Source organism: Gluconobacter sp. P1C6_b (genome assembly GCF_018811945.1).
In the GTDB taxonomy this organism is placed as follows: domain Bacteria; phylum Pseudomonadota; class Alphaproteobacteria; order Acetobacterales; family Acetobacteraceae; genus Gluconobacter.
Window position 1 is genome coordinate 91,195 of sequence record NZ_JACRVU010000006.1, and the last position, 19,382, is coordinate 110,576.

20 protein-coding genes and 1 riboswitch are annotated in these 19,382 nt (G+C 61.6%); of the genes, 8 read left to right on the plus strand and 12 right to left on the minus strand.

Annotated elements, in window-relative coordinates:
• Positions 1 to 32: 32 nt before the first annotated feature.
• From hisD to KP701_RS06485, 4 genes are all read right to left on the minus strand, one after another.
• Positions 33 to 1,325: a histidinol dehydrogenase gene (hisD, locus tag KP701_RS06470; RefSeq protein ID WP_215746400.1), complete on the minus strand. Its 1,293-nt coding sequence runs from the start codon at positions 1,323 to 1,325 to the stop codon at positions 33 to 35.
• Positions 1,325 to 2,050 carry an ATP phosphoribosyltransferase gene (gene hisG / locus KP701_RS06475; protein ID WP_215746401.1) on the minus strand — a complete coding sequence of 242 codons (726 nt, stop codon included), beginning with the start codon at positions 2,048 to 2,050 and terminating at the stop codon, positions 1,325 to 1,327. Before hisG ends, hisD begins: the two co-directional genes overlap by 1 nt.
• A gap of 144 nt (positions 2,051 to 2,194) precedes the next feature.
• Positions 2,195 to 2,821: a guanylate kinase gene (gene gmk / locus KP701_RS06480; protein WP_215746402.1), complete on the minus strand. Its 627-nt coding sequence runs from the start codon at positions 2,819 to 2,821 to the stop codon at positions 2,195 to 2,197.
• 207 nt (positions 2,822 to 3,028) lie between these two features.
• Positions 3,029 to 4,288, minus strand: coding sequence for an AI-2E family transporter (locus KP701_RS06485; RefSeq protein WP_215746403.1), 1,260 nt, complete (start codon positions 4,286 to 4,288; stop codon positions 3,029 to 3,031).
• Between the two features lie 195 nt (positions 4,289 to 4,483).
• Here KP701_RS06485 and pqqA point away from each other — a divergent pair, with 195 nt between their 5' ends.
• The 5 genes from pqqA to pqqE all read left to right on the plus strand — a co-directional run bounded on the left by pqqA (position 4,484) and on the right by pqqE (position 7,663).
• Positions 4,484 to 4,564: a pyrroloquinoline quinone precursor peptide PqqA gene (gene pqqA, locus KP701_RS06490; RefSeq protein WP_010502998.1), complete on the plus strand. Its 81-nt coding sequence runs from the start codon at positions 4,484 to 4,486 to the stop codon at positions 4,562 to 4,564.
• 114 nt (positions 4,565 to 4,678) lie between these two features.
• A complete protein-coding gene (pqqB, locus tag KP701_RS06495; protein ID WP_215746404.1) occupies positions 4,679 to 5,593 on the plus strand; it encodes a pyrroloquinoline quinone biosynthesis protein PqqB in 915 nt (304 codons plus the stop codon).
• Positions 5,590 to 6,309, plus strand: coding sequence for a pyrroloquinoline-quinone synthase PqqC (gene pqqC, locus KP701_RS06500; protein WP_215746405.1), 720 nt, complete (start codon positions 5,590 to 5,592; stop codon positions 6,307 to 6,309). The genes pqqB and pqqC overlap by 4 nt, the downstream gene beginning before the upstream one ends.
• Entirely contained in the window at positions 6,306 to 6,596 is a 291-nt protein-coding gene (pqqD, locus tag KP701_RS06505) for a pyrroloquinoline quinone biosynthesis peptide chaperone PqqD (RefSeq protein ID WP_215746406.1), read from the plus strand. Before pqqC ends, pqqD begins: the two co-directional genes overlap by 4 nt.
• Positions 6,593 to 7,663, plus strand: coding sequence for a pyrroloquinoline quinone biosynthesis protein PqqE (gene pqqE / locus KP701_RS06510; protein ID WP_215746407.1), 1,071 nt, complete (start codon positions 6,593 to 6,595; stop codon positions 7,661 to 7,663). Before pqqD ends, pqqE begins: the two co-directional genes overlap by 4 nt.
• Positions 7,664 to 7,676: 13 nt before the next feature.
• Here pqqE and KP701_RS06515 read toward each other — a convergent pair whose 3' ends face one another.
• The 6 genes from KP701_RS06515 to KP701_RS06540 form a co-directional block, all read right to left on the minus strand.
• Complete coding sequence (locus tag KP701_RS06515; protein ID WP_215746408.1) at positions 7,677 to 9,791, minus strand: hypothetical protein; 2,115 nt, start codon at positions 9,789 to 9,791, stop codon at positions 7,677 to 7,679.
• Between the two features lie 269 nt (positions 9,792 to 10,060).
• Positions 10,061 to 10,540: a 6,7-dimethyl-8-ribityllumazine synthase gene (gene ribH / locus KP701_RS06520; protein ID WP_062459559.1), complete on the minus strand. Its 480-nt coding sequence runs from the start codon at positions 10,538 to 10,540 to the stop codon at positions 10,061 to 10,063.
• Positions 10,537 to 11,790 (minus strand): 3,4-dihydroxy-2-butanone-4-phosphate synthase, encoded by a 1,254-nt coding sequence (gene ribB / locus KP701_RS06525; RefSeq protein ID WP_215746409.1) that lies wholly within the window; start codon positions 11,788 to 11,790, stop codon positions 10,537 to 10,539. The genes ribH and ribB overlap by 4 nt, the downstream gene beginning before the upstream one ends.
• Complete coding sequence (locus tag KP701_RS06530; RefSeq protein WP_215746410.1) at positions 11,787 to 12,425, minus strand: riboflavin synthase; 639 nt, start codon at positions 12,423 to 12,425, stop codon at positions 11,787 to 11,789. The genes ribB and KP701_RS06530 overlap by 4 nt, the downstream gene beginning before the upstream one ends.
• Complete coding sequence (gene ribD / locus KP701_RS06535) at positions 12,407 to 13,441, minus strand: bifunctional diaminohydroxyphosphoribosylaminopyrimidine deaminase/5-amino-6-(5-phosphoribosylamino)uracil reductase RibD (protein ID WP_252345452.1); 1,035 nt, start codon at positions 13,439 to 13,441, stop codon at positions 12,407 to 12,409. Before ribD ends, KP701_RS06530 begins: the two co-directional genes overlap by 19 nt.
• Before the next feature lie 117 nt (positions 13,442 to 13,558).
• Positions 13,559 to 13,716: riboswitch (FMN riboswitch) on the minus strand.
• Between the two features lie 180 nt (positions 13,717 to 13,896).
• Positions 13,897 to 14,088 carry an entericidin A/B family lipoprotein gene (locus KP701_RS06540; protein WP_215746411.1) on the minus strand — a complete coding sequence of 64 codons (192 nt, stop codon included), beginning with the start codon at positions 14,086 to 14,088 and terminating at the stop codon, positions 13,897 to 13,899.
• 200 nt (positions 14,089 to 14,288) lie between these two features.
• On the opposite strand from KP701_RS06540, the gene KP701_RS06545 reads away from it, so the two are divergent.
• The gene (locus KP701_RS06545) at positions 14,289 to 15,728 is read left to right on the plus strand and encodes a deoxyribodipyrimidine photo-lyase (RefSeq protein ID WP_215746412.1); all 1,440 of its coding nucleotides are present in this window, start codon (positions 14,289 to 14,291) and stop codon (positions 15,726 to 15,728) included.
• A 44-nt stretch (positions 15,729 to 15,772) separates the two neighbouring features.
• On the opposite strand, the gene KP701_RS06550 is transcribed toward KP701_RS06545, so the two are convergent.
• Positions 15,773 to 16,228 (minus strand): hypothetical protein, encoded by a 456-nt coding sequence (locus tag KP701_RS06550; RefSeq protein WP_215746413.1) that lies wholly within the window; start codon positions 16,226 to 16,228, stop codon positions 15,773 to 15,775.
• A 73-nt stretch (positions 16,229 to 16,301) separates the two neighbouring features.
• A complete protein-coding gene (locus KP701_RS06555) occupies positions 16,302 to 16,898 on the minus strand; it encodes a Crp/Fnr family transcriptional regulator (RefSeq protein ID WP_041112685.1) in 597 nt (198 codons plus the stop codon).
• A 271-nt stretch (positions 16,899 to 17,169) separates the two neighbouring features.
• On the opposite strand from KP701_RS06555, the gene KP701_RS06560 reads away from it, so the two are divergent.
• Together KP701_RS06560 and KP701_RS06565 are read left to right on the plus strand one after the other, a co-directional pair.
• On the plus strand, positions 17,170 to 17,964 hold the full coding sequence (locus KP701_RS06560) for an OmpW family protein (RefSeq protein ID WP_215746414.1): 795 nt from the start codon (positions 17,170 to 17,172) through the stop codon (positions 17,962 to 17,964).
• Between the two features lie 278 nt (positions 17,965 to 18,242).
• Entirely contained in the window at positions 18,243 to 19,379 is a 1,137-nt protein-coding gene (locus KP701_RS06565) for an efflux RND transporter periplasmic adaptor subunit (RefSeq protein ID WP_215746415.1), read from the plus strand.
• The last annotated feature ends 3 nt before the right edge of the window (positions 19,380 to 19,382 follow it).

The following is a 19,382-nucleotide window of genomic DNA, read 5'->3' on the forward strand; positions in this document are numbered from 1 at the left end:
GAGGTCTCAGAGCCTCCCGGATAAAGGCTGGATCAGTTCTTTTCCAGCCGCACCGACAGGCTGAGCGCATGGGCGTCCAGCCCTTCGGCCGTCGCCAGTGCAACGCCAGCCGGGCCGATCCGGCGCAGACCGGCTTCGTCGGTTTCGATGGTGGTGGTGCGCTTGATGAAGTCGAAGACCGACAGGCCGGAGGCGAAACGCGCCGTGCGGCTGGTCGGCAGGACGTGGTTCGGACCGCCGACATAGTCGCCCACGGCTTCGGGGCAGTAGCGGCCCATGAAGATCGCACCTGCATGGCGGATCATAGCCGAGAAGTCGCGCGGGGCGTCGAGCATGACTTCCAGATGCTCGGGTGCCAGCGCGTTGACGATCTCGGCGGCTTCCTCAAGTGAGCGCACCACGATGATCGCGCCATGATCGTCCCAGCTTTTCGAAGCGATGGCCGTGCGGGGCAGCGTTTCAAGCTCTTTGCGGACGGCTTCGGCAGCACGCTCGGCAAAGCCAGCATCTGTCGTGATGAGGATGGCCTGGGCCTGTTCGTCATGCTCGGCCTGTGCGAGCAGATCGAGCGCGACAAGACGCGGATCGTTCTGGCCATCGGCGACGACCACGACTTCCGACGGCCCGGCGATGCTGTCGATGCCGACATGGCCGAAAACCTGCCGCTTGGCTTCGGCTACATACGCATTTCCGGGGCCAACAATGCGGTCCACGGGCGCGATAAGATCCGTGCCGAACGCCATGGCGCCCACAGCCTGCGCGCCGCCAATGCGATAGATTTCCTCGACGCCGCAGAGTTGGGCGGCCGCCAGAACCAGCGGGTTCAGTACGCCATCCGGAGAAGGGACGCACATGGCCAGCCGCTTCACACCAGCCACGCGGGCGGGCAGGGCGTTCATCAGGACGGAAGACGGATAGGCAGCCTTGCCACCCGGAACATACAGCCCGACCGCATCCAGCGGCGTCCAGCGCATGCCGAGGCGGATTCCGTCCTCGTCCGTGAAGTCCAGATCCTTTGGCATCTGGGCGGCATGAAACGTCTCGATCCGGCGGGCAGCGGTGCGCAGGGCGTCCATCAGATCCGCGGGCACGCGCGCGGCTTCGGATGCAATTTCTTCGGCGCTGATCCGCAGCTTTTCAGCAGGCAGCGTCAGGCGATCGAAGCGGGCGGTGTAATCGCAGAGGGCTTCGTCGCCCCGGTTGCGGACGTCAGCGAGAATGGCGCGGACCGGCTCGGCTACGCTGCGCTCATCGCTTCCACGCGCGGCAAGCAGTGTTGCGAACTCTTCGGAGAAACCGGCAGCGGATGTATCGAGGCGTTTCATCAGGCGGCGTCCTCCGTGTTCAGGGCAGCGCGGAAGCGTTCGATCAGAGCGCTGATTTCTTCGGGACGGGTCTTGAGCGCGACGCGGTTGACGATCAGGCGGCTCGTGACATGGGCAATGGTCTCGGTTTCCATCAGGCCATTGGCGCGGAGCGTGGAACCGGTATCGACCAGATCGACGATCACGCTCGCCAGGTCCAGTGTCGGCGCCAGTTCCATGGCACCATTCAGATGCACGATCTCGGCGTTGATGGCACGGGACGCGAAATGGCGGCGGGCGATGGTCGGATATTTCGTGGCGACGCGCAGGCGGGACTGACCGGTCGCAGGATCCTCGATCATGGTCTTGGGGCGTGCGACGGAAATGCGGCAGCCACCGATGCCCAGATCGAGCGGCGCATAGATGTCCGGATAGTCGAATTCCATCAGCACATCCGCACCGCAGACGCCAATATCCGCGCCACCATAGGCCACGAAGGTCGCGACATCGAAAGAGCGGACCCGGACCACATCCAGATTCGGATCGGACGTGCCAAAGCGCAGGCGGCGGCTGCTTTCCGTCAGGCAGTCCGGATCGGGCTCGATGCCGGTGCGGGTCAGGACGGGGGCCAGCGCCTTGAGGATACGCCCTTTCGGGAGCGCCAGGATCAGGGGTGAGTCACTGCGGACAGCGAGGTCCGCTCCGGTCTGGAGGCCGTTTCCGGTCCCGTTCTGGGGCGCTGTCATGAAGTGTCTTTCCCTTGCCGTCCGCAGCCACTGAGAGAACGGCAGGCCATATCACGAAGCCGGACTCTTCCCAAGTTCCGCAGAAAGATTTCCAGTTTCGTAAAAACCGGGGAGCAGGCTCTCGGGATGTCGTGACTGACGAGATCAGCGGCTGAAGCTGGCCACCATGTCCAACAGGTTGCGCTGGCGCCGTGTGGAAAGCCGCGCGGCCGTGAGCACGGAGCGGGCCTGCGAAATGGCGGTATCGAGGTCCGAGTTGATGATCGTGTGATCGAATTCGGACCAGTGGGAAATCTCGTCCAGCGCGGCCTTCATGCGCTTGGCGATTTCTTCCGGATGGTCCGAGGCCCGCTTGTTCAGCCGGCGTTCAAGCTCTTCCAGCGATGGGGGGAGGACGAACAGGCTCACCACATCGTCGGGCAGGGCCGCGCGCAGCAGGCGATGCCCCTGCCAGTCAATGTCGAACACCATGTCATGTCCGGCATCCAGCGCCTCCTCGACCGGTGCGCGTGGCGTGCCATAACCCCGCCCGAAGACCTCCGCCCATTCCAGAAGCTCGCCATCCGCGGCCATGCGGCGGAACTCCGTAATATCCCGGAAATGGTAATGCACGCCCTCGACTTCGCCCGGACGCGGACTACGCGTTGTGACCGAGACGGAATGGCGCAGCGTGGGCTCCGAAGCACGCAGGGCGTTGGCAATGGTGGACTTGCCCGCACCAGACGGGGCCGAGATCACCAGACAGACGCCGCGGCGGGGCAGTTGGGTCATGGGGTCTCCTTGCATTGTGAGCCGGACAGGAATGGTTCTGCCGAAGCGTCTAGCGTGAAAAGGGCAGTTTTGGCCAGATATTCGGAGCCTGTTCAGGGCGCTCCCCTGAAAGCCGCCAAAGGCCGGAGGCCTTTGGAAACCGCTTTATCTGGAATCGGGATCAAAGGGGCGAGCCCCTTTGTGGGGCGCGGGGCAAAGCCCCGGTCCTCACGGCTCGGACTGAAGCTGCGCAACAATGGCACTGCTGATCGTCCGCCGCGTCGGGCCACCCAGAACATGCCCGAGCGGCGCCAGCACTTCGATATGGTCACAGACGATCTTGAAGACCGCGAGCATCGGGACGGACAGGAACGCGCCCGAAATGCCCCACATCCAGTCCCAGAACAGCAGCGATCCCATGACGAAGACGGGATTGAGGGTGAAGCGCCGGGCCAGCAGCATGGGCGTGATGGTCTCGCCTTCCAGCACATGGATCAGCAGATAGATCGACGGCGGCAGGAGCGCATAGAGCAGGGACGGGAAGCTGAACAGTCCGACCACGAAATAGACCACCACACCCGTCAGCGGCCCGATAATGGGAATGTAGTTCAGCAGAAAGGCCAGAACGCCCCACAGAAGCGGGTTGGGCATGCCGGTGGCCCAGCACTGGATCATGTTCACCAGCCCGACACCCAGATTCATCATCGTGATCGTCACGAGATAGAGCGAGACGTTCTGCTCGATCTGGGTCGCCATTTCCACGAGGCGGCGTTTCTTGGCGTAGGTCGGCATGATCTCGACGCAGCGGCGCAGGAGCGTGTCGCCTTCCGTCATGAGGAAGAACAGCATCAGCAGCATCGAGAAGAAGCCGCCGGCCAGTTCGCGTGTTCCGGCCAGGACGGAGGAGCCGAGGCGCGAGAGCGCCGTTTCTCCCCCGATCGTCCCGCTCACGCCATGCGTGGTGTGTGTGCTGCCCGAATGGCCGCTGAACATGGCGGAAAGGCGCATATAGTCGCGCTGGACCACGTCAATCGGGCCGCTGAGCACGGCCAGCTTGCTTTGCAGGGCGGGGAGCGTCTGCGGCGCGCGGGTGATCCAGCCAGCAGCCGGGACGGAAATGGTCGTGGCGATTCCGCCGACGATTCCGAACATCATGACGATCAGCATGAGGCCTGCCAGATGCCGGGGCAGGTGCAGGCGCTGCGTCAGGAATCGCATCGGCGCAATCATCAGCAGGTTCAGGACGAGCGCGAAGACGAAGGGGAGCAGGATGGGCGCGGTGAAATACAGCGAATAGAAAACGGCCAGAATCGTAAGGATCAGGACGCACATGTCGCGGATGTTCAGGTGTTCGCGCAGGAGATTCCGGTCGAGGGTCGGGTCCGGAAAATCGCCGTCGGGCAACAGTCTTTCGCCCGGTTTCCCGGAGGAAGAGGGGCTGTCGCTACAGGCAGGGTCGGCGGAAGACGCAGTGGGACGGCCGGACATGTTTTCTTTGCCTGCAACGGAGACGGAGCTTACGGACCAAAACGATCCGTGAAAGGACACAGTTGCGTGTTCTGCCCAAAAACCCCCTTGAACTCCAGTGGCATCCGGTCACTAAATCATGAGGAGCGCCTGTGGGTGCGCAGGGATGAATCCTCTGCCGCATCTGCCGGTTATCGGAGACCAAGGAGAAAAATCATGGCCTGGAACACACCGAAAGTTACCGAAATCCCGCTGGGCGCAGAAATCAACTCGTATGTCTGCGGCGAGAAGAAATAAGCCTCTTCCCTGAGGTACAGTCCTTGAGGAATATGGCACGGCCGCTCCCCCATGGAGCGGCCGTTTTCGTTCATGGGTGTCGTAAGACGCCCCAGTCAGACGGTTTGTGAAAAAATGATTGATGTCATCGTGCTTGGCGCGGCGGCAGGGGGCGGTTTTCCGCAGTGGAACTCCGCAGCACCCGGCTGTGTGGCCGCCCGCACGCGACAGGGCGCGAAAGCCCGGACCCAGGCCTCCATTGCCGTCAGCGCCGACGGAAAGCGCTGGTTCATTCTCAATGCCTCGCCCGATCTGCGGCAGCAGATCATCGATACGCCGGCCCTGCATCATCAGGGTAGCCTTCGCGGCACGCCCATTCAGGGCGTTGTGCTGACCTGCGGCGAGATTGATGCTGTAACCGGGCTTCTGACGCTGCGTGAGCGTGAACCCTTCACGCTGATGGGCAGCGACTCGACCCTTCAGCAGCTTGCGGACAATCCGATTTTCGGCGCGCTTGATCCTGAAATCGTCCCGCGCGTTCCTCTCATTCTCGACGAAGCCACGTCCCTGATGAACAAGGACGGGATTCCGTCCGGTCTTCTGCTCACGGCCTTCGCCGTTCCGGGCAAGGCGCCACTTTACGCAGAAGCCGCAGGCTCACGCCCGGACGAGACGCTGGGCCTGTCCATCACGGATGGATGCAAGACGGTGCTCTTCATTCCCGGCTGTGCGCAGATCACACCGGAAATCGTGGAACGGGTGGCGGCAGCCGATCTCGTGTTCTTCGATGGGACATTGTGGCGGGACGATGAAATGATCCGCGCCGGGTTGAGTCCGAAGAGCGGACAGCGGATGGGGCATGTGTCCGTGAATGATGCCGGGGGACCGGTCGAATGTTTCACGACATGCGAAAAACCCCGTAAAGTGTTGATTCATATCAACAACTCCAACCCAATTCTGTTCGAAGACAGCCCCGAACGCAAAGACGTCGAACGCGCCGGATGGACGGTTGCGGAAGACGGCATGACTTTCAGACTGGACACACCATGACGCTCCTCACACCTGACCAGCTTGAAGCACAGCTTCGCCAGATCGGGGCCGAGCGGTACCACAACCGGCATCCGTTCCATCGCAAGCTGCATGACGGCAAGCTCGACAAGGCTCAGGTTCAGGCCTGGGCGCTGAACCGCTATTATTATCAGGCCCGTATCCCGGCCAAGGACGCGACGCTTCTCGCCCGCCTGCCGACGGCAGAACTTCGCCGCGAATGGCGTCGCCGGATCGAGGATCATGATGGCACGGAACCCGGAACGGGCGGTGTCGCGCGCTGGCTGATGCTGACGGATGGTCTGGGGCTGGATCGGGACTATGTGGAAAGCCTTGAGGGGCTGCTTCCGGCCACGCGCTTCTCGGTCGATGCCTATGTGAACTTCGTGCGGGACCAGTCGATTCTGGCGGCCATTGCGTCGTCGCTCACGGAACTGTTCTCGCCGACGATCATCAGCGAACGCGTCTCGGGCATGCTGCGGCATTATGATTTCGTGTCGGAAAAGACGCTGGCCTATTTCACGCCCCGTCTGACACAGGCCCCGCGGGATTCCGATTTCGCGCTGGCCTATGTGCGCGAAAACGCCCGTACGCCGGAGCAGCAGAAAGAAGTCCTCGGGGCACTCGAGTTCAAGTGTTCCGTCCTGTGGACGATGCTGGATGCTCTCGACTACGCCTATGTGGAAGGTCATATTCCGCCGGGCGCCTTCGTTCCATGACGGAAGCCCCTCATATCGTGACGGAGGAGACGGTTCTCTCCTTCGCCCGCGGCCACCGGCTCCAGCACGATCGCGTGCGGGACGTCTGGATCGTGCAGGCGCCTGAAAAAGCATTTGTGATTGAGGGCGCCGCGCCGCATATTCTGCGGCTGCTGGATGGGAAACGCAGCGTCGGCGACATCATTCAGCAGCTTGCAATCGAGTTTTCCGCCCCGCGTGAGGTCATTGCGAAGGATGTCCTCGCGCTTCTTTCTGAACTGACAGAAAAGAACGTCCTGCACACATGACACTCCCTTCGCCGCCGATGAGCCTTCTGGCTGAACTGACGCATCGATGTCCGCTTTCCTGCCCCTACTGCTCCAATCCGCTGGAGCTTGAGCGAAAGGCGGCAGAACTCGACACGGCCAGCTGGACTGCCGTACTGGAGCAGGCGGCCGAGCTTGGGGTGCTTCAGGTTCATTTCTCCGGCGGCGAGCCGATGGCGCGGCCTGATCTGGTTGAACTGGTCTCCGTGGCCCAGAAGCTTAACCTGTATTCCAACCTGATCACGTCCGGCGTGCTGCTGGACGAACCGAAACTGGAAGCCCTCGACAGGGCAGGGCTGGATCACATCCAGCTCTCTTTCCAGGATGTGACGGAAGCGGGAGCCGAGCGTATCGGTGGCCTCAAGGGGGCGCAGGCCCGCAAGATTGCGGCGGCGCGGCTCATCCGCGCGTCCGGTATTCCGATGACGCTCAATTTTGTGGTGCACAGGGAAAATGTCGCCCGTATCCCAGAGATGTTTGCGCTGGCGCGGGAACTCGGTGCGGGACGGGTCGAGATCGCGCATACCCAGTACTATGGCTGGGGGCTGAAAAACCGCGATGCGCTTCTCCCCAGTAGGGACCAGTTGGAAGAATCCACCCGTGCCGTGGAAGCTGAACGCGCGAAGGGTGGGCTTTCCATCGATTATGTAACGCCGGACTATCATGCAGACCGGCCCAAACCCTGCATGGGGGGATGGGGGCAGCGTTTCGTGAATGTGACGCCCTCGGGGCGGGTGCTGCCCTGCCATGCGGCCGAGATCATTCCGGATGTCGCGTTCCCGAATGTAAAAGACGTGACCCTGTCCGAAATATGGAACCTCTCGCCCCTGTTCAACATGTTCCGCGGGACGGACTGGATGCCAGAGCCCTGCCGGTCCTGCGAACGCAAGGAACGGGATTGGGGCGGATGCCGCTGTCAGGCCCTGGCCCTGACGGGAAATGCGGCAAACACCGATCCGGTCTGCAGCCTGTCGCCGTTTCACAATCTTGTGGAAAAGGCCGCGACCGGAGTGCCGGAAAAGCCCGAACTTCTGTACCGGCGCTTCTGATCTGCAGAGCGGGTCAGTTTGAGAGGCTGTTGTTCTGGCTGTCGGTCCATTTCGCGGCGGACGCATGCCAGTAGACCTCAACGCCCGTGATGCTGTTTAGCTTGCAGTCCGAACACCACAGGTGATTGCCGTCGGTTTCATTGGCGGTGGGCAGGGACGCCAGCGTGTAGGATGCCTGACGGATCGCGCCGCCATCCGCCGTATCCGTCGTTGTGCTCCAGTTGCCATGTCCGTCCGCATGCAGCCCTGAGAAATTTCCCGTCTGCATGTCTGTCGAGGAGGTTCCGCCGCTGCTGCGGAAATCGCCCGAGGCCTGAAGATGCACCGTTGCGCCGATCGTGGAGCAGGTCCCCAGCACAAAGCTGTTCGGCGCACACCATCCTGCATATAGACCGCTTGAAACCGTGGCGGGCTTGATGAACAGGGTGTGCCCGTCCTCGACGTAACTGTCGGCAAGGATATCAAGGCCATTGGAGGCCACAGCCAGACCGTCGCCGTTGACGCGGAAACCGCAATGCGACGCATATCCGCAGATCGACAGGCTGCCGTAATTGCCTGCGACATTCCATTCCAGATCAGCCTGTTTGGACCCGCCGGGATCGCCTACGGCCTGGGGATCGCCATCCACAGTGGGCCCCATGTGGACGACACTCTGCTCCCAGCCGGTCGGGGCTGACGGATTGCCAAAAGCATTCCACAGAACAAAACGCATCTTGTTGGCCGAACTGACCCACTGGTCCCATTCCTGATAGATCTGGGCCGTGATGGTGGAAGAGAGAGACTGGTTTTTCGTAGACGGGATGGAGACATTGTCGCCATCAATCAGCCAGTTTCCGCTGCCACCATCGAACTGAAGGTGGTGATTGATGTTGCCGCCCAGCAGGATCTGACGGCTGTCGGTTGTCAGGGCAGCGGGCTGGTTTCCCGCATTCATGCTGATGCCCTGCCAGTCGATGGAATTGGCGGGGGCGGTTCCATTGACGATGTTCAGATCAACCTCAAGTGGCGTGATCTGATGGATCAGGGAACGGTTTGAGGTGGAAGGCGTCAGGTCTCCCGCATCAAGATTGAAAAACCAGTTCTCGCTGAACGCGCTCCCCGCTGCCCCGCCGCCAAGGAAAACGGTCGGGGCGTTTCGCGCACTCCATACGGTGTCGAGCGTGGCCGTCTGGGGAACCTGACCACCGGCACCCGTCCCGATCCCGGGAACGTCCCAGGCGTAGACGCTGATTGACGTGGCACCTGCTGCCGGCTGTGCGCTCACGAAACCCGCAAAAAGGTTCTTGAGCGGAAGCTGCCCGGTGACGGCTGTCGGCGTTAGCGCGGGATTCGGACTGTTTGTCGTGATGTACATGTTGGGGTGGATCTGCGCGGCCTGCGCTGCTGTCAGCGGTGTGGCGAGCTGCACGGATGTTGCCGTATAGCCTGTTGCCGTGAGGATGAGGCGTGCGGGCATGTTGCTGACGAGAATGCAGTTCGCAACAGTGTCATAGCCGCCAACGCCAACCACGGCACCTGCCCCCCTGCGGGGGTCCTGTTCGGAAATCGGATACTGCGAATTATAGACTGATCCGGTCATGGCCACGCCCATGCCACATCCGGTCGAATACGGGCCGTAAGGATCGGTCTGGACCAGAAGGGAACGGGGCATATAGGTGCCGTTATTTTCCCCGGTCGCCATCTGGCCGCCAAAAAGCGCGCTTTCGTATCCTTGGGCAAAAACATCAACGGACTGGGCATTTTTCTGCCAGGTGCCCAGCCAGTCGGTTCCCGAGGTAAGAGGGCTCGTGACATCTCCCAGTGCGTCGAGCGCGGCCACGCCATTGGCCACACTGACGGCCGATTTCTGGAGATAGTTCTCAAGAGTGCTGTCGGTTACGGCCGCCGCGCAGGGGACAGGATGGTTGTGTGCGTCCAGTCCACAGGCCTGCACCGAAACGGTTGTGGCATGCCACTGCCCGTTCAGATCCTGATAGGCTCCTACGGTGGGTTTGCCTGTCGCATCCAGATTCGAAGTAATATTGACGGTATGGTAGTGATTGTCGGTAGCGCGATAAGTCTGTGGAATTATATCCGAAGCCAGAGCCGGGCTGGACAGCAGCACACAAAAGAAAATAATTTTCTTCAAAATTAAATTCCTCAATTTTCAGGAGGGCAATGTATCGACCTTGGCCCGCAAGCATCGGGAAGGGATATATGGTGTATTTCATGATTGTTTTGTGAAGGGGAAAATATCCCTTCTACATTAGGGAAATATAGCAAAAACTGCGTTCAATTGCAATTTTGTTGTGTTTTTCGAGTATTCCATCAGCGTCCGGGAGCGTCTCGACTGCCGATGAGGATCATCCCTGATGGTAACGGAAGATAGTCCGCAAACCATCAGGGATCGGGACATGATCAGGGCTGGCCGGGAACGTTGCGCAGGAAGGCCACGCTTTCGACGCAGGCGGCGGCGGCTTCGCGGCCCTTGTTTTCGGCATCCTTGCGGGAACGGTCCACGGCCTGCTGTTCGGTATAGGTCGTGAGGATTCCGAAGGCGATCGGCACTTCGGTCGCAAGCTGGGCCTGCATGATGCCGATGGTCGCGCCCAGTGAGATGAACTCGAAATGCGCAGTGTCGCCCTTGATAACGCAGCCGAGGCAGATCACGCCTTCATACTGGCCCGACTTCGCCAGACGCTGGGCCAGAAGTGGCAGTTCGAAAGCGCCGGGCGCGTCATAGACATCCACATCCGTGATGCCGCGCTCTTCCAGCCATTCGAGCGAACCGTTTTTCAGGCCGCCCGTGATGTTCGTATTGAAGCGGCTGACCACGATGGCCATTTTCGGCGCGGGCGAGAGACGCAGGTCGGGGGCTACGGGGATGTGCTTGCTCATGCCGGCTGTTCCTGAAGGAAATGGCCCATCCGCGTGCGTTTGGTCGCAAGATAGGCGCGATTGAAAGGATTGGCCTCGATTTCCAGCCGCTCGCTGGATTTCACGTCAAAGCCGAAGCGGACCAGGTTGGATTCCTTGTCCGGATTGTTCGTCAGAAGGCGGAGCGCACTTACGCCAAGATGGCGCAGAAGATCAGCCGCTGCATCCCATTCGCGGGCATCGGCAGGCAGGCCGAGGGCCTCATTGGCCTCCACCGTGTCCATACCGTGGTCCTGAAGCTCGTAGGCGCGGATTTTGTTGGCCAACCCGATCCCGCGTCCTTCATGGCCCCGCAGATAGACCAGCACGCCGGACTCCGACGCCGAAATCCGCTCCAGAGCCTCGCGGAGCTGCGCGCCGCAGTCGCAGCGCAGGGAGCCGAGCGCATCGCCCGTCACACATTCGGAGTGCAGTCGGATCAACGGCACGCCCTTGGACGGATCGCCCTTCACCAGCGCGACATGCTCCACACCATCAACGGCACGGAAGGCATGGATGCGCAGATCATGACCGCCGAAAATGCTCGGCAGGGCGGAGTTCGCCACCATCTCGCCTGCGGGCGGGACGGGCGTGCAGATCAGGTCATGGCCCGCGACGGGCCCACGGCCATGCTCGCGGCACCAGTCCTGAAGGTCTGCGATGCTGACCACGGGCATGTTGTGCCTTGCCGCATATTTTCGCAGTTCCGGAAGGCGCATCATGCTGCCGTCATCGGCCATGATCTCGCAGATCACGCCAGCCGGTTCCAGCCCGGCCAGACGCGCAATGTCGATGGAGCCTTCAGTATGCCCGTTGCGGCCCAGAACGCCTTCCGGATGGGCGCGGAGCGGGAAGATATGGCCGGGCGAGACGACGTCGTCTGGTGTTGCGGCTGGATTGGCTGCGACGACGATCGTACGGGCGCGGTCGGCGGCGGAAATGCCGGTTGTCACGCCCGTTGCCGCTTCAATCGAAACTGTGAAGGCCGTGCCGCGTGGGTCGCGGTTGCGCGTGACCATGGGGGGCAGGCCAAGACGGTCCACCTGTTCGGCTTCCAGCGGCAGGCAGACCAGTCCGCGCGCCTCACGGACCATGAAGTTGATGGCTTCCGGCGTGGCGAACTGTGCCGCCATGACCAGATCGCCTTCGTTCTCACGGTTCTCGTCATCGACCATGACGACCATGCCGCCAGCGCGGATGGCCTCGATGGCGGCTTTCAGGGACGGCTTCATGAGGCCACCTTTCCAAGGCTGGGGGAGAACCGCAGCAGGTTCTCGACATATTTGGAGAGCACATCGACTTCCACATCCATCCGGTCCCCGACCGACAGGGTGGACAGGTTGGTATGTTCCCAGGTGTGCGGGATGATCGTCAGGCCGACTTCGAATCCGGCCTGATTGCCGCGTGTGATGTCGTCATGCAGCTCGTTCACCGTCAGGCTGATGCCGTCGAAGGTGATGGATCCTTTTTCCACGACATACTGACGTAGGGCCTGCGGGACGAATACGCGCAGGGCATAGGAATCGCCGGCTTTTTCGACGCTCGCGAGGGTCGCCACGCCATCCACATGGCCCTGTACGATATGGCCTGAAAGGCGCGTGCTGGCGGCAACGGCACGTTCCAGATTGACGCGTGATCCGGTCTTTAGCTGATCCAGCGGGGTCCGGGACAGGGTCTCGCCGCTGAGATGAAACGTTGCCACGCCTGCCGCATCGAAGGTCTCGACTGTCAGACATACGCCGTTCACGGCCACGCTCTCGCCGAGTTCCAGATCGGGGAAGCCTGTCTCCACGGTCAGGTCCATTGCCCTGTCACGGACGCAAGCGGAGCGGACGGTTCCCAGACGCTCTATGATTCCAGAGAACATACGTTTTCCCTCAGCAGTCGCAGCGGGCTCTCGTCCCGCGATTTCAGGTCGATGCGGTCAGCGCCCGCAGTTTTGTGAATGGTGAGCCAGTCGTCCCACAGCCCGGCTTCGGTCACGGCTGCCAGCAGAGCAGGACCGGCCTCGATCATCGCCCAGTTCACACCCCGCTCCGCCAGCATGGCGGGGATGGAGAGCAGATCGGAGCTGGAAATGACATCGAACCCGGCCTCCGTCATCTCGGCAACCCAGTCTGCCGGAAGGCGGGCGTGGCGGTCGCAGACGACGAGCAGGCGTGGCGTGCGACCATCATGGTCAGGAACATGCCGGACCGTGAAGCGCGGACGGTCCGCCAGAACGGTGCCGACACCCGTGATGATCGCATCCGTCGCCCGGCGCAGGCGGTGTGCGAGGGTGAGCGAGTCCGGGGATGTGAAGGTTTTCTGTCCCGGCGGCGGCACCATGGAACCGTGTTCGTCCAGCGCCTGTTTGACGCTGATCCAGGGGCGGCGCCGGACGACACGGCTTGCGAAAGGCGCCAGAAGGGCCCGGCAGTCCCGGGCCAGATCAGCCATGTCCGGCCGGTGGGCCAGCATGACCACACGCTTTCCACCGGGCATTTCGCGCAGTCGCGACGCCCCACCGGCAGCCTGCGGGTTTGGATCGGCCGCACCGATCCAGACCTCGCGGACAGGGCTGTTGCGCAGGGCCTCGCTGCATGGCGGGGTGCGCCCGGTGTGGTTGCAGGGCTCCAGCGTCACGAGGGCCACGCATGCCTGATCCAGCACACCTGCCGTCCGGGCCTGCGCCAGAGCCATGGCTTCGGCATGAGGCTGTCCAACGCGCGGATGGACGCCGACCGTAAGGATACGACCGTCCGCATCCAGAAGCGCACAGCCGACAGACGGATTGGGGGCCGTGGCGCCGAAAGTGTCGACAGCCTGCGCGATGGCCGCATGAAAGCCATGGCGGATCGCGGTCAGCGAAACTGTGTCGGAAAGGGTAGTCTGGTCAGCCAAGTTGCGTCTTCTGGTCCCGTTACAGTCGGGACGCCCGCAAGGCGCACGCCGCCCTCAGCCGATACGGACCACAGGCCGGGCAAAGGGCACCCGAACCTGTCCGTCACCGGACAAGTGCTGCGTTCTCTTCCATCCGGACTCTAACCGTCGGCCCCGGAGTCTCACCGGATCTGCTTGTCCCTTCCGGACCGAAATCCGGAAGGCGCTCGCGGGCTGAGGCGGAGAAATCCGCCAATACCGCCGGTGGGGAATTTCACCCCGCCCTGAGAACGTCTTTGTTCAATGGAAACTATGGGACTGTCCTGCGGTGAATGACAAGTAAAAATCCATACGCCGCCTTTCACCTGAAGGAGAGGCTATCGGGAGGGATGCCAGAATCAGGGTGGAAGGAAGCACAAAAAAAGCCGCCGGTTGGAGACCGGCGGCTTTGAAACCCCGAAAAGGGTTCAGGATGCTCAGTGCGTGGAAGCGTTCGTGTTGCGCTGGATTGCGTCCTGTGTCGCACCCGCCCCACGGGAGACGTTGTGGCCGATGGAACTCACATCCTGACCGGCACCGTGAACGGTATTGCAGGCCGAGAGTGAAACACCTGCACCGGACAGGAGCGCCAGAGACAGGGCAAGGCGTGCGATGGATTTGGTGGACATAGGTAAAAATCCTCTAGAGAGCGTTTTGCCTTGTAAACGACATCCGATGACAATGGTTCACAGCAGGAAGAGAAATTTTTTCTCAGGTAATGAGCCTCTTGGACCGGGAAAATGACTTGATGCCGTTCTGACGCGGCTCATTCTGAACGACCTGTGCCGTCACGCGCTTTATGAAATGTTTTCCCCTGCTGTGAGGATCCATGTCCAGTTCCCAGAACCGCCCTGCCATCGTCTGGTTTCGAGACGATCTGCGCATGGCAGACCATCCTGCCCTGCATGAAGCCGCTGCTTCCGGCCGACCGCTGATCTGTCTCTACATTCTTGATGATGTCACGCCGGCACTCCACCCTCTCGGAGCGGCTGCACGCTGGTGGCTTCATGGGGCGCTGGCTGATCTGCGACGGAACCTGGAAAAGCAGGGTGGGACGCTGCTGACGCTTTCCGGCTCGGCTGAAAAACTGCTTCCGCAGCTCGCGAAACAGACGGATGCGGTCTTTGTCCACTGGCATCATCGTCTGCATGAACGGGAGAGGGCACAGGATGACCGCATCCGGAGGACGCTGGAAGACCAGGGATGTGAGGTCCATGCGCAGTGGGGCACGGTTCTGGTCGATCCGGACACCGTGCAGACGAAGCAGGGCGGATTCTACAAGGTCTGCGGGTCGTTCTGGAAAGCGCTTCAGACCCATGCCGTTCCCGAACCGCTCGAAGCACCGTCCCGCCTGTCGTTCCACGCCGTGCCGGACACCATCCAGTCCGATGCCCGGCTGAACGAGGACAGCCTCTATCCGCAGGGGCCGGACTGGGCGGCGGGTTTTCGCAAAACCTGGGAGCCGGGCGAGGCCGAAGGGCAGGAGCATCTTGAAGATTTTCTAAAGGATTTCGTCGCAGACTATCCCAGAGGCCGGGACCGGGTGGCGGAGGAAGGAACGTCCCGCCTGTCGCCCTATCTCGCCTCCGGTGCGGTATCGCCCCGGCAGGTCTGGGCCGCGCTTCAGAAGCACGGCGCGCATACGGAAGGACCGCGGATCTTCCTGTCGGAACTCGGCTGGCGGGAGTTTGCCCGCTACACGCTGTATCATCTGCCGAAACTGCCGTTTGAAAATCTCAGCCCCAGATTTTCCGGAATGCGCTGGCGGAAGAGTGCGGCCGATCTGAGAGCCTGGCAGCGCGGGCAGACAGGGGTGCCGATCGTGGATGCCGGGATGCGTCAGCTCTGGCAGACCGGCTGGATGCACAACAGAGCGCGTATGATCGTCGGGTCTTTCCTGACGAAGCACCTTCTGATCGACTGGAAGGAGGGAGAAGCCTGGTTCCGCGATACGCTGGTGGATGCGGATTTCGCCAACAATGCCATGAACTGGCAGTGGGTGGCCGGTACGGGCATTGAGGCCACGCCGTTCTTCCGGATTTTCAATCCCACGCGGCAGGCGGAGAAGTTCGATCCGGATGGCGACTATATCCGCCAGTGGGTTCCCGAATTGCGTCGCCTTTCCGGCCGGGCACTGTTCGAACCCTGGGGCGCGGGAGACGGGGATCTGCGAAGAGGGGGCGTCGTGCTGGGCAGGACCTATCCCCACCCCATCGTCGATCTGAAGGACGGGCGGGATCGCGCCCTTCAGGCGTTCAGGGCCCTTTGAAACCCTGAAAATCCGGCCCCGTCAGAGGGGCCGGAGCGAGCGGATCAGAGACCACCGTTGAGGAAGTTGTTCACGTCGCCGCGCGTCTTGGTGCCCAGAGCGTTGACGCGGTCGCGCTGTTCCTGCGGCGCGTTCTTGAGCTGCTGCAGGCGCTGGGTCTGCTGGTCGCGCATGCTCGTCAGTCTGGACTGCTCGCTGGTGATTTGCTTCTGCAGGCGTGCCTGCTGGTTGGCGGGGGCGTTTGTATATTTGTCCTTCAGGTCCTGGATCCGCTTTTCACGGGCGGCCTGCGCGTCCTGGGACTGCTTCTGGTAGTTCTGGACCCTGCTGTTCAGGCAGTCTTCCCGCTGTGCCAGACGACCGAGGACGCCGGTCTGACCATTCTGCTGGCAGGTGCTCGAAGTCGTGCTGTCCGCTGCATGGGCCTGCGGCGCGAGGGAAACCGCGCCGGCAATCAGTCCTGCGGCAAGCATCGAGCGGGAAAAGGGGGTGAAGTTCATAAAATCTCCTGTAAACGGATCACTAAAACAGAGCACGCCCTGATGGCGGGAATGTGGCCTCTTCCGAAAAGGCCTATTCCATGCCCTCGGCGATCATCGATATCCGTTCGGGGGCCAGTAACGTGATATGGGTAATGCTTCGGATATTGATAAGTTTCTCTTTTTTGAATGCGCTGAGGATCCGGCTGACTGTCTCAATAGTGAGTCCGAGATAATCCGCAATATCAGTGCGGGGCATCGGTAGATCGAGTTCGATCGGGTGGGACGGGTCCGGCCTGTCCAGATGGGAGCAGCGTTCGATCAGGAAGGTGGCTACGCGCTCACGGGCCGTCTTGCGTCCCAGAAGAGTCATGCGGGCCTGCATCAGGGCCAGCTCGCGGGAGGCTTCCTCGCGCAGGCGGTGTTCGAGGCTGGGGAACCGTTCGGTCAGGCGCTGCATGCCGGCATGGGGGAAGCGGCAGAGCGTGGCGCCGCCGAGAGCCTCGGCCCCGAAGGCATAGCTGGTGGAGGCGGCAAGTCCCAGGAAGTCCCCGCCTTCCGCAAAGCCGGTGATTTGACGCCGGCCATCCGGAAGAAGGGTGAAGAGTTTGACCCGCCCGCCGGTCACGACAAAGAAATCATTGGCCGGTGCACCTTCCTCGATAAAGGAACGGCCGTCCGCGACTGTCATGCGGGAAGATTCATTGGCAAGAATGGCCAGGTCACAGTCGTCAATGCTGTTGCAGATACTCAGACGCCGCCCCACGCAATGGGCGCATCGATCATGGACATCCTCTGGACTATGTGACGCTGACATGATGAACCCCGTTTGCGTTGTGCTGACCTCAGCCTGAAGACTTTCAGCCACACTACCACATAATTTACCAGACTTGATTCAGGTCAAGGTGATGGGTGGGGAGGAGTGCTTTGTGAGGCTCAACAAATGTTGATGGAACATCCAGATGAAATTTAACGCTTTCGCGCTGGCTGCCGCAGTCGGTGCCGTTGCCACTCCGGCGTTTGCCCAGACGGCCCCCGCTGCCGCGCCTCAGGTCATGGTCAGCGCGCCCATGACGGCAGCTCCGGTGCCTTCCGTGAACATCCATGCTCCGGCTTCGGGTCGCTGCGGCCTGTTCCAGACCTGCGCCAACACGCGCATCGGACTCGGCAAGGGCGACTTCATCGTCCGTCTGTCTGCTCTCGGCGTCCTGCCGGAAGATCGTGACAGCAGCCTGTCCCTGAACGGCGCCCACCTTGGTGGCCGCGTGAAGACGACGCGTCAGGTCATGCCGGAACTGACGTTCGAATACTTCTTCACGGACAACCTGTCGGTTGATCTGATCGCCGCCAGCACCCGTCACGAAATTGCCGCTGAAGGCGTTCCGGGTCTGGGCAAGGTCGATGTCGGCAGCGCCTGGGTCCTGCCGCCGACGGTCACGTTCGCCTGGCACTTCCGCCCGCACAAGCGCTTCAACCCGTATGTGGGTGTTGGCGCAACGCTGGCATGGTTCCACAACATCTCTCCGGCCAATAACGGCCTGACGCAGAAGGTGAACATCGGTGTGACCGGTGGCCCGTCCGTCAATGTCGGCTTCGACTATCAGGTCGTCGGCAACTGGTTCTTCAACTTCGATGTGAAGCAGATGTTCATGCGTGTCCACGCCTGGGCCCAGGACAGTGCCGAGACGACGAAGATCACGGCGCATGATTCCCTTGACCCGACCGTCGTCGGCGCCGGTATCGAATACCGCTTCTGATTTTTCGATCAGGATCCGGATCTTGAGAAAAGCGGCCCTTCCCCGGAAGGGCCGCTTTTTTTCATTTTTGTGGCAATCTCATAAAACTTTTGCAATGCGATCATTCGGGAAGTGCAAAAGTCCCTTCGTTTCCTTATGGGACATCTGGCGTCCTGCCATGGGCATGGTAAGACCGTCTGCCATGAAAACGTCCGACTGATGGCAGATATAGCATTTTCCAGACGTTTCGGACGAAACGGGACGTCTGTCCTGACAGAGTTACGGGGTTTTCTATCAGCATGCGCGTTTCACGCGTCGGCGCGCTGGCCATAGGCCTGCTATGCCTGGCCATTCTTCTCGTCGTCGTCCTGCGGTTCCGAACCCCGCATTCACCCGTTGCAGCGGTCGAGTCCCCCATGGTGACGCAGTCGCAGGGGCATCTGGTCGTGCGCGAGGGCAGCCCGCTTGAAAAACGCCTGATTATCCAGGAGGTTGCCAGCGTTTCTCGCGGTCATGGTCTCGCGCTTCCCGCACAGGTCATGACGGAACCCGACCGGCAGGTGAATGTCTACGCGCCCGTCACCGGGCGGATCACGGGTGTCTCGGTCCAACTGGGCCAGAAGGTCCATCGCGGACAGGTTCTTGCCACGATTGCCGCCGGCGATCTGGATCAGGCCTGGGCTGACGATACCCGGGCCCGCGCGGCCCTCGATTTCGCCCGCCGGGCCTATGCCCGCACCCAGGGCGTTCAGGCGATCGGCGGCAATGCCGTCAAGGATCTGGAATCCGCGCGCAACGATCTGGCTCAGGCGCAGGCGGAAGCCGAGCGGACACAGCGCAGGCTTCAGGTTCTGGGCGCACGTCCGGGCTATTCGTCCCAGGGACAGGCCCCGCTCGTCTCTCCGGTGGACGGCGTCGTGTCCATGACGACCATGGCGCCGGGCGAGAACATCACCGACCCGACCGCAATTCAGATGACGGTTCTGGACCTGTCGGAAGTCTGGATTGCCGCCGCCATCCCGCAGGACAGTCTGGCGCAGATCAGCGACGGCAATGTGCTCTCGGTCAGCTTCGATGAATTCCCGGGGCGGACCTGCTCTGGCCGTGTCGTCAGCTTCGATCCTGCGCTTCATCCCGATACGCGCCGGGTCAACGCCTATATCGCCTGCCCGAACACCGATGGCGCCCTGCGCCCGGGCATGTTCGTGGATGCGACGCTGAATGTCCCTCAGGGCAGTGACGTCATCATCCCCAAGACAGCACTCCTGATGAACAACGATCAGGTGTCCGTTTTCGTCGAAGTCGCACCGCGGACATTCCAGCGGCGCGACATCGTCATCAGCTATGACGAGGGCGATAGCGTCCGTGTGCTCAAGGGGCTTTCCGCCGGTGAACGCGTCGTGACGAGCGGTGCCATTCTTCTGAATGATGACTGATCC